Origin of the sequence: Candidatus Ponderosibacter sp. Uisw_141_02 (assembly GCF_048087665.1) — a bacterium.
Lineage (GTDB): Bacteria > Pseudomonadota > Alphaproteobacteria > Puniceispirillales > Puniceispirillaceae > UBA3439.
In genome coordinates this window covers 134,666-148,840 of sequence record NZ_CP159807.1, presented here as the reverse complement: position 1 = coordinate 148,840, position 14,175 = coordinate 134,666, and the positions used below count along the sequence as shown (strand labels likewise).

The following is a 14,175-nucleotide window of genomic DNA, read 5'->3' as shown; positions in this document are numbered from 1 at the left end:
GTGTCATTTACACAACATCATGTTAGCCTTTGCCCATGAAACTTCATAGCCCCATTGCCACTTATCTGTGTTTTTACCGCGTCCGGCTTGTCGCGGTCTTGGTTTTGCTGATTGCGCTTGCTGCCCCGGCAAAGGCACTAGATATTGATGGTGCCGAAATCCTGACGGGAAACGCGGTTGAAGGCGGGCTTATTATTGCCCGCACCGATCCAGCCAATCAGATCATGCTTGATGATAGCGCAGTTGAAATTGGTGAAAATGGCGTTTTCGTGATTGGGTTTCATCGCGATTCTGACGCGCCAGCGACGCTTCGCATCATTGCGCCAGATGGAAGCGTCAAAACCAACCTTTTGGCACCGCGCCAACGCGACTATAACATCCAGCGCATTGATGGGCTGAAATCAACAATGGTCACGCCGCCAGCTACCGTTCTGGCGCGAATCAAATCTGATGGTGACGCGGTTCGCGCCGCCCGCCAGCGCCAAACCCCGCTTGGCGATTTCTGGCGCGGTTTTGATTGGCCAGCCCTTGGGCGGATTTCAGGCATCTATGGCAGCCAGCGCATTTTAAACGGCCAGCCACGCCAGCCGCATTATGGCATTGATATTGCCGCCCCTACCGGCACGCCTGTTTACGCTCCGGCAAGCGGGGTTGTGACATTGGTAAAAGATTTATATTTTTCCGGCTGGACAGTGGTGATTGCCCATGGGCTTGGCGTGAATTCAAGCTTTTTACATCTTGATCGGGTTGATGTGAAAACCGGCATGCTGGTTGAACGTGGCGGTTTGATTGGCACGATTGGTGCCACCGGTCGCGCCACCGGCCCACATCTTGACTGGCGAATTGATTGGCAGGGGCGGCGCATTGATCCCGGGCTTTTGGTTGGCGCGATGCCCGATCCAGCGTCATAGATGATCGATCAAAAGGCGATAATATGAAAACGGTTTTTATTTTTGGTCTTGGATATGTTGGCGTGCCATTGGCACAAACGCTTGCCGATCAGGGCTGGCAAATTCGTGGCACCACCCGCACACCATCCAAGCTTGCCGATAAGGCCGATCAGGGCTGGCAAATCCTGCCGTTTCAAGCAGGCCAACCGCTTGCCGATCCGGCCGCCGCTTTTGGTGATATTGATGCGATTATCAGCACGATTACCGCCATCGGCGGCTCAGATCCAGTGCTTGATGCACATGGTGATAACCTTGCCAATTTTTCTGGCTGGAGCGGTTATGTATCAGCAACATCGGTCTATCCCGATATGCCGCATGATATCTGCTATGAGGACACCGAAGTTGCCCCGGCAACCGCCCGTGGCAAAGCGCGCGTTGTTGCCGAAGCCCGTTGGCAAGAGGCTTTTGGGACAGAAATTTTCCGTGCCGCTGGTATCTATGGCGTTGGGCGAAGCCCCTTTGATGCGCTTCGCGATGGTACGGCGCGCATCATTGAACGCGAGGGACAGGTCTTTAACCGCATTCATGTTGACGATATCTGCCGGATTATCATTGCCGCTATGGCCAAGCCGCGATCAGGCCGGATCATTAATCTGGCCGATCATAAACCCGCACCTCAAGGCGATGTTGTTCGGCATGCTGCAGGCTTGATTGGCGTGGAACCACCCACGCCGCAAAAGCTGGAAGATGCGAATCTATCACCAATGGCACAAAGCTTTTATGTGTCGCGGCGGCGCGTTGGGTCGCGCATTATCAAACCCGAATTAGGGATTGATCTTCTCTATCCTGATTATGAAACCGGCCTTGCCGCCATTCTGGCGGCGGGCGGATAAGCTTTAGCCGATTGATGGGTCAAGATCACCGCTAGCATAGCGTGATGCCATTGCCGACAGGGATAACGGCCTGATTCGCGCCGCATTGCCAGCCGTGCCAAACCGTTCAAACCGGTCAGCGCACAGGCTTTCCATCGCATCCATTGCTGGCTTGAGAAATTTCCGCGGGTCAAATTCGGCCTTATTTTCATTGGCAATCTTACGAATGACGCCAAGCATGGCAAGGCGGCAATCAGTATCAATATTCACCTTGCGAACGCCATATTTGATGCCGCGCTCGATCTCTTCAAGCGGCACGCCCCATGTTTGTGGCATTTCCCCACCATGCGCATTGAAGACATCTTGCAACTCCTGTGGCACGCTTGATGATCCATGCATAACAAGATGGATATTCGGCAGGCGGCGATTGATTTCTTCAACCACATTCATCGCCAGAATTTCACCATCTGGCTTGCGGGTGAATTTATAGGCGCCATGGCTTGTTCCCATGGCAATGGCAAGCGCATCAACTTTGGTGTCTTTGACAAATTCAACCGCCTGATCAGGATCGGTTAGCAATTGATCTTCGGATAATTTTCCGGTTGCACCATGACCGTCTTCCTGCTCACCCTCGCCAGTTTCCAATGAACCAAGAACGCCAAGTTCGCCCTCAACCGACACACCAGCATGATGCGCCATTTCGGTTACGCGGCGGGTGATATCCAGATTATAGTCATAAGACGCCGGTGTTGACGCATCAGATTCAAGCGAGCCATCCATCATCACCGAGGTAAAGCCATATTGAATGGCTGTCATGCAGGTCGCTTCGTTATTGCCATGGTCTTGATGCATACAGACCGGAATATGCGGATACATTTCCGCCAAGGCCTTGACCATCGCCTGTAACATGACATCGCCAGCATAATTACGCGCACCCCGACTGGCCTGAATAATCACTGGCGCATCGACACGGTCAGCCGCCTTCAAAATGGCCAAGCCCTGTTCCATATTGTTAATGTTAAAGGCCGGAACGCCATAGCCATACTCGGCGGCGTCATCAAGAAGTTGGCGAAGGGAAATCAGCATGCAATCATCCTATGTCAAAGCAAAATTCAGGGTCTATTTATGACCTATAGCGGGTAAATGCGTCAACTTCATTAGCAGAGCCAAAAATAAATGGCACACGGGCATGAAGCGTTTGCGGCACCAAATCAAGAATAGGGCTATCACCGTCAATGGCCTTGCCGCCAGCGGCCTCAACCAGAAACGCCACCGGATTGGCTTCATAAACCAGCCGAAGCCGCCCAGCCTCATAGCCCAAACGCGCATCAGCTGGATAAAGAAAAATGCCGCCGCGCCGGAAAATGCGCCATGCATCGGCAACAAGCGAGCCAATCCAGCGCATGTTGAAAATAACTTTTCGTGGGCCAGCCTCACCGCCAAGGCAATCAGCGATATAACCTGCAACATCAGACTGCCAATGCCGCATATTTGACGCATTGATTGCAAATTCGCGCGTATCAGACGGGATTGTGACCGCCCATCCCATATCGTGAAACACGCTATCATCACCAAGCTGGAAAGCGGCAACCGCTTTGCCAAAACTAACAAGTAAAGTTGTTTGCGGCCCATAAACAAAAAATCCGGCGGCAAGCTGATTGCGGCCGGGCTGCAAGACACCGCCTGAGGCTGGTAAAATCGAAAAGATTGTTCCCACCGAAACATTCGTATCAATATTTGACGACCCATCCAAAGGATCGCTGGCAACGATCACCGTCCCATGATCATGAAGCTGAACCGCGTCATCCTGTTCTTCGGAAAGATAGGCAGCCACCGCTGGCACATCTGCCAATGCAGCTTCGATCATTTCATCTGCCAGAACATCAAGCGCCTTTTGGTCATCACCGTCGGCATTGGCACTGCCGCGAATGGCACCAAGCGCTGCACCAGCATCGGGCTGGCGGATCACCGCCGCAATTGACGCGGCTGCGGCTGCCAGTCCAGCAATTGCCTCACACGCAGCCGCCTTGGCTGGCTCCTTGCTGGCAATCGATTCAAGCATGGCAGATAAATGAGGCATAATGCGGCACTCGGCTAGATGTGAAGACTGAATTCAAGCCGGCAAATATTGGCTTTTGACTGATTTAGATATTAGCAAAAACAAAACGCCCGCACCATAGCGGTACGGGCGTTTCAATCATTTCCTAATGCGGCAACATTGCGACTATTCGCGGTTTCCGAAAAGACGCAGGATGAACAGGAACATATTAATGAAATCAAGATAAAGCGTTAACGCCCCAAAAATTGATTTCTTCGCTGCCACTTCACGGCTGTCACCAGCCATATACATGGATTTGATGCGCTGTGTATCCCAAGCGGTCAAACCGGCAAAAATCAACACACCACCAACCGAAATCACAAATTCCATCTGGGTTGATGCCATAAAGATATTCACGATTGACGCAATGATCAGACCGAACAGGCCAATAATCATGAATGATCCCATCGCCGACAGGCTGCGCTTAGTGGTATAGCCGTATAGGCTAAGACCGGCAAAGGCGCCTGCAGTGATAAAGAAGGCCCGCGCAACACTGGCACCGGTATAGACAAACAGAATCGACGCAAGCGACAAACCCATAATGGCACCATAGACATAGAACAGGTTCCGCGCCTTGGTGGCTGACATGCGGTTAATCCGCGCAGATAGCCAAAGCACCATGCCAAGCGGTGCGAGCATAATGACCCATTTCAATGGTGTGCCATATAAAAGCTGGCCGAGACCAGCAACATTCAGCACGGCCCATTTTGTTGCAAAGGCAAAAAAGCCTGTCAGCAAAAGAGCTGTGGTCATGTGGTTATACACGCCAAGCATATAAGCCCGCAGCCCGACATCGGTCTGGGCAGCGGTCGCTGCGGCGGTATTCATAAAACGATTATCCTGCATTTTGTAACTCCCAAAATGACATTGCCAAAAATTGACGATGATTGTGGTTTAGATATAAGGATTAAAACCAAATGATTCAAGCGCAGACTTGGAATTTTCGTAATGAATAGATGCCTTTTGCCAAGCCGCGCCCGCTAACCAGCAATTCCAGTTTTCTGCCGCCGCGCCCGCTGTGATTCAGATTTTAACTGCCCACAGGCAGCCAGAATATCACGGCCACGCGGCGTGCGAACCGGTGATGCATAGCCAGCATTCAAAACGCGTTTGGCAAAAGATTTGATCCGTTCGTCTGACGAGCATATATAGGGGCTGCCAGGCCATGGGTTAAACGGGATCAAGTTCAACTTTGACGGTATGCCCTTGATAAGCGCCAATAATGCGCGGCAATCCTCATCACTGTCATTCACCGCGTCAAGCATCACATATTCCCATGTAATCCGCCGTGCATTGGATAAGCCGGGATAATTACGGCACGCATCAATCAATTCAGCAAGCGGGTATTTCCGGTTGATTGGCACCAGCTTATCACGAAGCTCGTCGCGCGTTGCATGAAGCGAAATTGCCAGATTAACCCCTAATTCTTCGCCGCAACGTTTGATTTCGGGAACAACACCCGATGTTGACAAAGTAATGCGGCGTTTTGAAATCGCCACACCTTCGCCGCTCATGATGATGCGCATCGCCGTGGCAACATTTTCATAATTAAACAACGGCTCGCCCATGCCCATCAAAACGATATTGGTAAGGCGGCGTTCTGGCTTGCCCGATGGCCAGTCATTCAATTCATCCATCGCCAGCAAAACCTGACCGCAAATTTCGGCAATGGTTAGATTGCGAACCAGTTTTTGTGTTCCCGTGTGACAAAAGCTACATGTCAGGGTACAGCCAACCTGTGATGATATACATAAGGTGCCACGCGTCTTATCAGGGATATAGACACATTCGGCCTCATTGCCATCGGCAAAACGGATCAGCCATTTGATCGTGCCATCAACCGACTGTAACCGCCGCGAAACTGCTGGCCGATCGGCCAAAAAATGCGCTGCCAGCAATTCGCGAACCGGTTTACCAAGATCGCTCATCTCGTCAAAGCTGCTGAGGCCATGACGCCAAACCCAACGCCAAACCTGCCGCGCACGAAATTTTGGCAGACCAAGCGCCACCATTTCCGCCTCAAGATCGGCAAGCGCCAAACCAAGAAGATTGATTTTTTGCAGCGGCGCATCCATGGCAATGGGCGCAGGCTGATCCGCCGCAGCTAGCTCGGGAACAACGGTCATTTGCAGGTCTTGTCAATAACAGCTTTGGTCTTGGTAAAGCCTGCCAGTGAATAGGTGTCGGTGGTTTTCGTGCCACGGCTAGAGGTGCCAATGACGGTCATTTTGTTACCACGTTTCATCTGCACGATAATTCGCCGGTCATCTTCTTCGCTTTCGGCATAGGCGCGGTCTTCAAGGGTGAATAATTTAAAGCTTTTGCCGTCAATCGACAGGGTTACATCCGACTGCGCCTTATAGCGATAGCCAGCAATCACCTGAACAACATCACGTTCAGCCTTGCCCGGGCCATGCGACACAAAAACCCTTATATCACCACGGTTTTCAGGATCATATTTGCCTTTGCTTGAATTTGGCACGCTGCTGACAAAACAAATGCGGCTGCCATCATTATCATAGCGATAGGCGCCCCAGTCCTTTTCAATGAGCATCTGTACCGGTTCGGCAAAGGCAGGCGCTGCTGCAAAACTGGTCGCGATCACCAATGTGAAAACACCCATCATTCTGCTGAGTCTGAACATTTATTCACTCTTCCTTTATTCGCTTATCTGGTCTGACTGACACAATAATGGCCCCGTCGGGGCGTGTCTTTAGCAATGTGTCATCGGTTTATGGCATCAATATGAAACCGACACCAAACCCGCATGCGGCGACACAGATTGTTTTAGGATACCTCGCGCCGTGATGCAAAGACTTTCCAAAAGCTGCCAGTCGAAAACGTAACTGCTAAAAATGTAACGGCGCGGACGCTTTCGCCGCACCATAACTATGGTTTACCGGTTTTAGATAGCAAGGTTTTCACCAGCGGCAAAATCTTTGTCGCAATATGCGCCACCCCTTGCTCGTTTGGATGCATTCCATCAGGCTGGTTCATCGCTGACTGCAAGGCCACGCCATCCAGAAAAAAAGGATAGAACAAAATCTTGTGGCGCTTTGCCAACCGGTCATAGATCGCATCAAATTCATTTGCATAATCAGCACCCAGATTGCGCGGTGCCTGCATTCCAGCAAGAAGCACCTCAACTTGATTTGCCGCAAGCTGTTCGATGATGCCCTCAAGATTGCGATAGCTTGCCGCAGGCTCGAGGCCACGAAGCAAATCATTGCCCCCGAGAACAATGATCGCAGCATCAGGTTTGGCAGCAAGCGACCAATCGAGACGCGCCAGCCCGCCAGCGGTGGTATCACCCGAAACCCCTGCATTGACGATCTCGACATCAACGCCGTCTTTTTTTAACAACCGGCCTAGCTCATCAGGAAAAGCTTCGCCCTGCGGCAAACCATGACCGGCGACTAACGAGTTCACCAAGAACCATCAAAACTGGTTGATCCGAGGCCATGACTGACGATCCCGGCATCAGCGCCATCATGCTGGCCAATGCCATCGGCTTCACAAAATGGCAACAACCGCCAAATAGCCCCAAAAGGCGGCAGAAAAATTCAGCTATCATCGTCGCGTTTCCCTTGATCTCGGCACAAGGCCAACCCATATGACCCCTCTAGGATCGTAACCGCCTACGGCACGGTCGCGCCGTGATTTGGTAACCAGCCTTACCTGCATGTAGGAGATACAAGCCGGTTTTTCCAGAGTGCGCAGATTATCAATGACCCACCAGCCCATCTTGCGGGCATCACGATCAAGGATTGGACTAGTTTCATGGCATCATCATCCAAAGCTGCAAATGAACCAGCCACAATTGACCCAGCCGTAATTGATCTCAACGCCGCGCATCTAACTCTTGGCACAGCGGCGGCAAAAGTCAAAATTCTGAAAGGCATCAATTTGCAAATTGGCGCTGGTGAAACCGTTGGCGTTTTGGGACCAAGTGGCGCTGGCAAAACCAGCCTGTTGATGGTGATGGCCGGTCTTGAAACCCTGACCAAGGGGCGCATTGCATTGGCCGGAACCGATATTACCAATATGCAAGAAGACCCGCTTGCCGCTTTGCGCCGTGACATGGTTGGCATTGTGTTTCAGGCGTTTCGCCTGATCCCGTCACTCACCGCCTTGCAAAATGTGTCGATCCCGCTTGAGCTGGCTGGCCGTGCCGATGCCGAAACAAGTGCGGCAGCGGCGCTTCGGTCGGTTGGATTGGGGCACCGCTTGACGCATCTTCCTGATCAAATGTCGGGCGGCGAACAACAGCGCGTTGCGATTGCCCGCGCCATTGCCCCCAAACCCCGCATTCTTTTGGCCGATGAGCCAACCGGAAATCTTGACAGTGCCACTGGCGAAAAAGTCGTCAATATTCTGTTCAAAAGTGCGCAAGAGGCTGGTGCCGCGCTGGTCCTTGTCACGCATGATGCATCGCTTGCCGCCCGCTGTTCGCGCGTTCTTGAAATCGAAGATGGCTTGATTGCCGGAGACACCAAACAGTGACCAAGACCGATAAAAATACGCGCCCCGCTCACCGCGATGACATAAGCCCGATTACCGCAAGCCGTGACGGATGGGGCTTTGCTTGGCAGCTTGCAAAACGCGAAATGCGCGGCAGCCTTGGCCGGTTTCGGGTCTTTCTAGGAGCCTTGCTTCTTGGCGTTGCCGCGATTGGCACCGTTGGTTCGGTTGCTGAATCAATGCGAAGCGGGATTAGTGATAATGCGCGTATTCTGCTTGGTGGCGATATTGAAATCAGCAGTCTTCATACCGCGCCAAACCCCGAAATTATCGAGGCCGCCAGCCGTTTTGGCACAGTGTCAAAAGTGGTTCAGATGCGTGCCATGCTGCAGGCAAGCGACCGGCGAAAGCTGGTTGAATTAAAAGCCGTTGACAGCAAATGGCCACTTGTCGGCACTGCCGCAACGGCGCCGTCAATGCCGCTTGCTGATGCGCTTGATCAGACAGGAATTGTCGCCGATGACGCTTTGCTTCGCAGTCTTGGCTTGAAACCGGGTGATCGCGCCCGTCTTGGCAATCTTGATGTCGAGGTGCGCGCGGCGCTGACCAGCGAGCCTGACCGGTCAATCAGCTTTGTTAGTTTTGGCCCGCGCGTGCTGATCTCAGATGCGACTTTGGCCGCCACTGGCCTTCAGCAACCGGGGTCATTTATCACCTATCGTTATCGGCTTTTGCTTGATAATTCCCAAGACCGCGATGCGGCGATGACCACATTAAACCGGCTTACCGCGCCAACCCATGCGAGGGTGCGCGAAGTTGCCAGCGCCGCCCCCGGATTTGACCGTTTTGTCAATCAGGCAGAAATTTTTCTGGTGCTTGTTGGCCTGACCGCGCTTCTTATTGGCGGGCTTGGGGTTGCTGGTGCTGTTCGCGCATGGCTGGCAAGCCGGATGCCGGTGATCGCCACGCTGAAATGTCTTGGCGCACCATCAATTTTGATTTTCCGAATCTATCTTTTGCAAATATTTGTGGTTGCCGCTTGCGGGGTTGCGGCAGGGTTGATCGTTGCGGCGATTGCCCCGCTTTTTGCCATTCACATCCTGTCTGGCTATGTCACTGTTCCGCTTGAAATGACAATCTATCCGGTGCCATTGATCATTGCTGCCGGTTTCGGGCTTGGCACTGCTTTTCTGTTTGCTGTTTGGCCGCTTGCCAAGGCCGAAGAAGTGCGCGCTGGCGATCTGTTTCGCAGCTTGATCGAAATGCCCGATGGCTGGCCCAAACCGCGCTATCTTGTGATGATGATCACAGCGGCCATTGGCCTGACATGGCTGGCCTATCTTGCAACGCATAATCTTGGCATTACCGCCAGCTTTATCGGCGGCTCGCTTGCCGCATTATTGCTATTATCGGTTCTTGGCAACATTCTGGTGCGGCTATTACGCCTTGCGCCCTTGCCGCGATTTGTTCCTGCCCGTTTGGCATTGTCCAATATTACCCGCCCCGGTTCACCGGTGCGCGCGGTCATCATTGCCTTTGGGCTTGGGCTTTCGGTTCTGGTCACAGTATCGGTAAGCGAGTCCAATCTTGGCCGTCAAATTGATAACCGCGTTGCCGAAGATGCGCCGGCCTGGTTCTTTATTGACATTCAGCCACGCCAGATTGACGCCTTTGAAAAGCTGGCCAGATCAATTGATGGCATTTCACAAATCACCAAAACGCCAATGCTTCGTGGCCGCGTTTCCAAGATCAATGACATTCCAGCAGCGGAAATTACCCCGCCTGAAGGATCGGCATGGATTCTGCGCGGTGACCGCGCTTTGACATGGTCAGCATCGGCACCCAAAGGAAGCGAGATTGTCGCTGGCGATTGGTGGCCAAGCGATTACAGTGGCCCGCCACTTGTTTCCATGTCCGAAGATGCGGCTGGTGATTTCGGCCTAACGATTGGCGATACGGTTAGCATCAATGTTCTTGGCCGCGAAATCACCGCAACAATCGCCAATCTTCGCGAAGTGGATTGGCAAAGCTTTCAGATCAATTTTGTTTTCGTGCTGAATCCGGGCGTTCTGGATGCCGCCCCGCATAGCTGGATTGCAACCACCCATGCCGATAGTGACGCTGCTGCCGATGCGGTTGAACGCGCCGTTACCAGCAACTTTTCAAACATCTCGGCGGTCTCGGTGAAAGAAGCGGTGGCAACCGCGCAGCGCGTCATTGGCCTACTTGGCGGTGCGGTGCGGTTAACAGCCCTTGTCACCCTGATCGCCGGCATTGCGGTTCTTGCCGGAACCGTTGCCAGCAGCGAATCACAACGGCTTGCTGACTCGGTGATTTTAAAAGTGCTTGGTGCAACACGGCTGTCGATTGGCCTTGCTTGGTTTCTTGAATATGCGTTTTTAGGACTGCTGACCGCCATTGCCGCGGCGTTTATTGGCAGTCTTGCAAGCTGGGCTTTGGTTCATGGATTTTTGGGCGCAGAATTCATTCTTGATGGCTGGCTGGTTTTTGGCACCACCCTTGCCGGCGCTGTGGCAACGGCGGTTTTGGGGCTGACTGGCGCGATGAAAACCCTTGGCCGCAAACCGGCGCCGCTGCTTCGCGAGCTGTAAACCGGGCCAAAAACAGCCTCGTGCAAAAATGCACCAACGGCAAAAACGTCATTGCGAGGCCACCAGTGATCGGATATAGCAATCTCTTATGAGCAAGCAAGATATTAAAAAAGTCGTCCTCGCCTATTCAGGCGGCCTTGATACTTCGGTGATCCTGCGCTGGTTGCAAGACCATTACCGCGCTGAGGTGGTTACGTTCACGGCCGATATCGGTCAGGGCGAAGACATCGAGCCGGCACGCGCCAAGGCCGAGATGATGGGAATCAAGCAAATCTATATCGAAGATTTGCGTGAAGAATTTGTACGTGATTATGTTTTTCCCATGTTTCGGGCAAACCCGCTTTATGAAGGTGCCTATCTTCTTGGTACGTCAATTGCGCGGCCTTTGATTGCCAAACGGCAAATCGAGATTGCCCGTGACGTTGGCGCTGAGGCGGTCTCACATGGCGCCACTGGTAAAGGCAATGATCAGGTTCGGTTTGAATTGGCCTATTATGCCCAGCAGCCCGATATCAAGGTCATTGCGCCTTGGCGTGAATGGGACTTGAGCAGCCGGACAAAACTGATTGCCTATGCCGAAGCCAACCAGATTCCAATTCCAAAAGACAAACGCGGCGAAGCCCCCTTCAGTGTTGATGCGAATCTTCTGCATATTTCAGCCGAAGGTAAAGTGCTTGAAGACCCATGGGTTGCCCCGGAAGAATATGTGTTTTCCCGAAGCGTATCGCCCGAAGATGCGCCGGATAAACCAACCGAAATCGAAATCACTTTCAAATCAGGTGATCCGGTGGCGATTGATGGCAAGGCGCTGTCACCTGCCAATTTGCTGGCAGCATTAAACAAGCTTGGCGGCGATAATGGTATTGGCCGTCTTGATCTTGTTGAAAACCGGTTTGTTGGCATGAAATCACGCGGTGTTTACGAAACACCTGGCGGCACGATTTTGCTGACAGCCCGCCGCGCCATGGAATCAATCACGCTTGATCGCGGTGCCATGCATACCAAAGATGAATTGATGCCACGCTATGCCGAGCTGGTTTATAATGGTTTCTGGTTCTCGCCTGAACGCGAAATGCTGCAAGCAGCGATTGATAGCTGTCGTGATGCCGTTAATGGTGTTGTGCGGTTAAAGCTGTATAAAGGCAATGTGATCGTCACTGGCCGCAAATCACCAAATTCGCTGTATAATGCCGATCTGGTGACGTTTGAAGATGGCGCGGTTGATTATGACCATAGTGACGCACATGGCTTTATCCGGCTGAATGCGCTTCGCCTTCGCGTCAAGAAGATGGTTCAGGACGGCTAGGGTTTTACGGACGGCAAATATCGCCAACCGTGCCATCACGATTGACCTGTTTCAAATAAAGCTTGCCTGTGGGCACCATCGAATAGCCTGATGATTTCAGGCCTGAGGCGCATGGCACGCCCCTGACAATTTTATAGACTGGATTGTGATTGCTATTGGCGCGGAATTCCTGCACCGAATCAGTTTGATAAATCCCAAATGCAACCAGTATGACAAATGCTACAACCATTTTAATGCCTTTTGTCTTAATGCTGTTTTGATTGGCGTCAGGCTGTCATCTCAGCCTTGCTACGATTGCATTTATGACGCCGAATTAAGGCCGATTTTTGCCTAAATTCTGGCTATTCAAAGAGCCATAAAAAAACCGCCACCTAAAATTAAGGTGACGGTTTTCATATTTGACGGCAAGCCAAAGGCGGGTCTCTAAACGGATAGTGCCTTTCGCAGTACGATCTTGTTTATTGCCTAGAGCTGCGCTGCAACATAATCCCAATCGACCAGATTCTCGAGGAAATTAGCCAAATAATCAGGGCGCTTGTTGCGGAAATCAATATAGTAGGAATGTTCCCAAACGTCACAACCAAGAAGCGCTGTCTGGCCAAAGCAAAGCGGGTTTACCCCATTTTCGGTTTTGGTCACGGCAAGCCCGCCATCGCTGTTTTTCACAAGCCAGCACCAGCCAGAACCAAACTGGCCTGCACCCGCTGCCTTGAACGCATCTTTAAACGCGTCAACTGAACCGAATGATTCGGTAAGCGCTTTTTCCAGCTCGGTTGGCATTGCATTGCCTTTTGGCCCCATCATTTCCCAGAATTTCATATGATTCCAATGCTGCGAGGCGTTATTGAAAATGCCATTTTGCGCAACGGCTTTCGAATCATAGGTGCCGGTGATGATATCTTCGAGTGACTTGCCTTCCCATTCGGTACCAGCAATCAGATTATTACCATTAACCACATAGGCGTTGTGATGCAAATCATGATGATATTCAAGGGTTTCGGCACTCATGCCAAAATTTGCCAACGCATCATGCGCATAAGGTAGGTCAGGTAGTTCAAATGCCATTTCGGCCTCCACAATTATCTTTGCTGATTGATATGTCTCTACACAGATATAGTCACGATTTTTCAAATGCCAACAAAATAAAACTGACAGTTGGCATCAGCATGCTAAATTGGCATCACAAGACCGCTTGATCGTCACCATTATACCCCATTCGCAAAGGATTACAGCATGGCTGGCCGAAATGCCTATATCGCCCCTTTTTTGGATCATCACCCCGAAATTGATGACAGCGCCTATATCGCCCAGACCGCCGCAATTGTTGGCGCGGTTCGCATTGGCAAAAACAGCACGATCTGGCATCAGGTGACGCTGCGCGGCGATAATAATTTCATCACCATTGGCGAAGGAACCAATATTCAGGATAATAGCTGTGTCCATATCAACAGCCGCGACTATCCAACGATCATTGGCAATCACGTCAATATCGGCCATTGCGCGCTGGTTCACGCCTGTCATTTGCATGATCACGCCTTTATTGGCATGGGGTCGATTGTCATGGATGGTGCGGTGATTGAATCTGACGGCATGCTGGCGGCAGGGGCGATGCTGACCCCGCGCAAACGAATCCCGTCCGGCGAATTATGGGCTGGGCGTCCAGCCCGCAAAATGCGAGACCTAACCGCCGATGAAATTGCCGATAACCGCCGCATTGCCCGCCATTATGTCGAGGTCGGACGGGCGCATCGGCTTGGGGCGGCTGGCGGCCCTTTCATTGACATGCATAGCCACCCCTTGCCACCGCGCGATTAATTCAACAAAGCAAACAGGCTAGCCAATTGAAAGGCAGCCACAATTAATGCTAATCAGACTATCTGAAATCACAGGCCAGCCCGCTTCTGGCAAATCCGTAATCAATTTATATTCTGCTAGT

The 14,175-nt window shown here is 52.0% G+C and carries 15 protein-coding genes; 7 read left to right on the top strand and 8 right to left on the bottom strand.

Annotation, left to right across the window (positions count from 1 at the left end; all coding sequences use genetic code 11):
* Nucleotides 1–35 precede the first annotated feature (35 nt).
* Nucleotides 36–911: a M23 family metallopeptidase gene (locus ABXT40_RS00755; protein WP_443645940.1), complete on the top strand. Its 876-nt coding sequence runs from the start codon at nucleotides 36–38 to the stop codon at nucleotides 909–911.
* Between the two features lie 23 nt (nucleotides 912–934).
* Nucleotides 935–1,783 carry an NAD(P)-binding domain-containing protein gene (locus ABXT40_RS00750; RefSeq protein ID WP_443645939.1) on the top strand — a complete coding sequence of 283 codons (849 nt, stop codon included), beginning with the start codon at nucleotides 935–937 and terminating at the stop codon, nucleotides 1,781–1,783.
* 3 nt (nucleotides 1,784–1,786) lie between these two features.
* Here ABXT40_RS00750 and fba read toward each other — a convergent pair whose 3' ends face one another.
* From fba to ABXT40_RS00720, 6 genes are all read right to left on the bottom strand, one after another.
* A complete protein-coding gene (fba, locus tag ABXT40_RS00745; protein WP_443645938.1) occupies nucleotides 1,787–2,848 on the bottom strand; it encodes a class II fructose-bisphosphate aldolase in 1,062 nt (353 codons plus the stop codon).
* A 37-nt stretch (nucleotides 2,849–2,885) separates the two neighbouring features.
* Nucleotides 2,886–3,842: a class 1 fructose-bisphosphatase gene (locus ABXT40_RS00740; RefSeq protein WP_443645937.1), complete on the bottom strand. Its 957-nt coding sequence runs from the start codon at nucleotides 3,840–3,842 to the stop codon at nucleotides 2,886–2,888.
* 144 nt (nucleotides 3,843–3,986) lie between these two features.
* Nucleotides 3,987–4,706 carry a Bax inhibitor-1/YccA family protein gene (locus ABXT40_RS00735; protein WP_443645936.1) on the bottom strand — a complete coding sequence of 240 codons (720 nt, stop codon included), beginning with the start codon at nucleotides 4,704–4,706 and terminating at the stop codon, nucleotides 3,987–3,989.
* 134 nt (nucleotides 4,707–4,840) lie between these two features.
* Nucleotides 4,841–5,986 carry a 23S rRNA (adenine(2503)-C(2))-methyltransferase RlmN gene (rlmN, locus tag ABXT40_RS00730; protein ID WP_443645935.1) on the bottom strand — a complete coding sequence of 382 codons (1,146 nt, stop codon included), beginning with the start codon at nucleotides 5,984–5,986 and terminating at the stop codon, nucleotides 4,841–4,843.
* Nucleotides 5,983–6,504, bottom strand: a complete 522-nt coding sequence (locus ABXT40_RS00725; protein ID WP_443645934.1) for an invasion associated locus B family protein — start codon at nucleotides 6,502–6,504, stop codon at nucleotides 5,983–5,985. Before ABXT40_RS00725 ends, rlmN begins: the two co-directional genes overlap by 4 nt.
* A 245-nt stretch (nucleotides 6,505–6,749) precedes the next feature.
* Nucleotides 6,750–7,289: an arylesterase gene (locus ABXT40_RS00720; protein WP_443645933.1), complete on the bottom strand. Its 540-nt coding sequence runs from the start codon at nucleotides 7,287–7,289 to the stop codon at nucleotides 6,750–6,752.
* Nucleotides 7,290–7,321: 32 nt separating this feature from the next.
* Between ABXT40_RS00720 and ABXT40_RS00715 the strand changes: the two genes are divergently transcribed.
* The 4 genes from ABXT40_RS00715 to ABXT40_RS00700 all read left to right on the top strand — a co-directional run bounded on the left by ABXT40_RS00715 (nucleotide 7,322) and on the right by ABXT40_RS00700 (nucleotide 12,239).
* Nucleotides 7,322–7,477 (top strand): hypothetical protein, encoded by a 156-nt coding sequence (locus ABXT40_RS00715; protein WP_443645932.1) that lies wholly within the window; start codon nucleotides 7,322–7,324, stop codon nucleotides 7,475–7,477.
* 163 nt (nucleotides 7,478–7,640) lie between these two features.
* Entirely contained in the window at nucleotides 7,641–8,363 is a 723-nt protein-coding gene (locus ABXT40_RS00710) for an ABC transporter ATP-binding protein (protein WP_443645931.1), read from the top strand.
* The gene (locus ABXT40_RS00705) at nucleotides 8,360–10,933 is read left to right on the top strand and encodes an ABC transporter permease (protein WP_443645930.1); all 2,574 of its coding nucleotides are present in this window, start codon (nucleotides 8,360–8,362) and stop codon (nucleotides 10,931–10,933) included. The genes ABXT40_RS00710 and ABXT40_RS00705 overlap by 4 nt, the downstream gene beginning before the upstream one ends.
* Nucleotides 10,934–11,021: 88 nt before the next feature.
* The gene (locus ABXT40_RS00700; protein WP_443645929.1) at nucleotides 11,022–12,239 is read left to right on the top strand and encodes an argininosuccinate synthase; all 1,218 of its coding nucleotides are present in this window, start codon (nucleotides 11,022–11,024) and stop codon (nucleotides 12,237–12,239) included.
* Between the two features lie 4 nt (nucleotides 12,240–12,243).
* Here the strand turns inward: ABXT40_RS00700 and ABXT40_RS00695 are convergent, their stop codons facing one another.
* Together ABXT40_RS00695 and ABXT40_RS00690 are read right to left on the bottom strand one after the other, a co-directional pair.
* On the bottom strand, nucleotides 12,244–12,468 hold the full coding sequence (locus ABXT40_RS00695) for a hypothetical protein (RefSeq protein WP_443645928.1): 225 nt from the start codon (nucleotides 12,466–12,468) through the stop codon (nucleotides 12,244–12,246).
* 236 nt (nucleotides 12,469–12,704) lie between these two features.
* The gene (locus ABXT40_RS00690; RefSeq protein WP_443645927.1) at nucleotides 12,705–13,304 is read right to left on the bottom strand and encodes a superoxide dismutase; all 600 of its coding nucleotides are present in this window, start codon (nucleotides 13,302–13,304) and stop codon (nucleotides 12,705–12,707) included.
* Between the two features lie 168 nt (nucleotides 13,305–13,472).
* Here ABXT40_RS00690 and ABXT40_RS00685 point away from each other — a divergent pair, with 168 nt between their 5' ends.
* Nucleotides 13,473–14,054, top strand: coding sequence for a gamma carbonic anhydrase family protein (locus tag ABXT40_RS00685; protein WP_443645926.1), 582 nt, complete (start codon nucleotides 13,473–13,475; stop codon nucleotides 14,052–14,054).
* The last annotated feature ends 121 nt before the right edge of the window (nucleotides 14,055–14,175 follow it).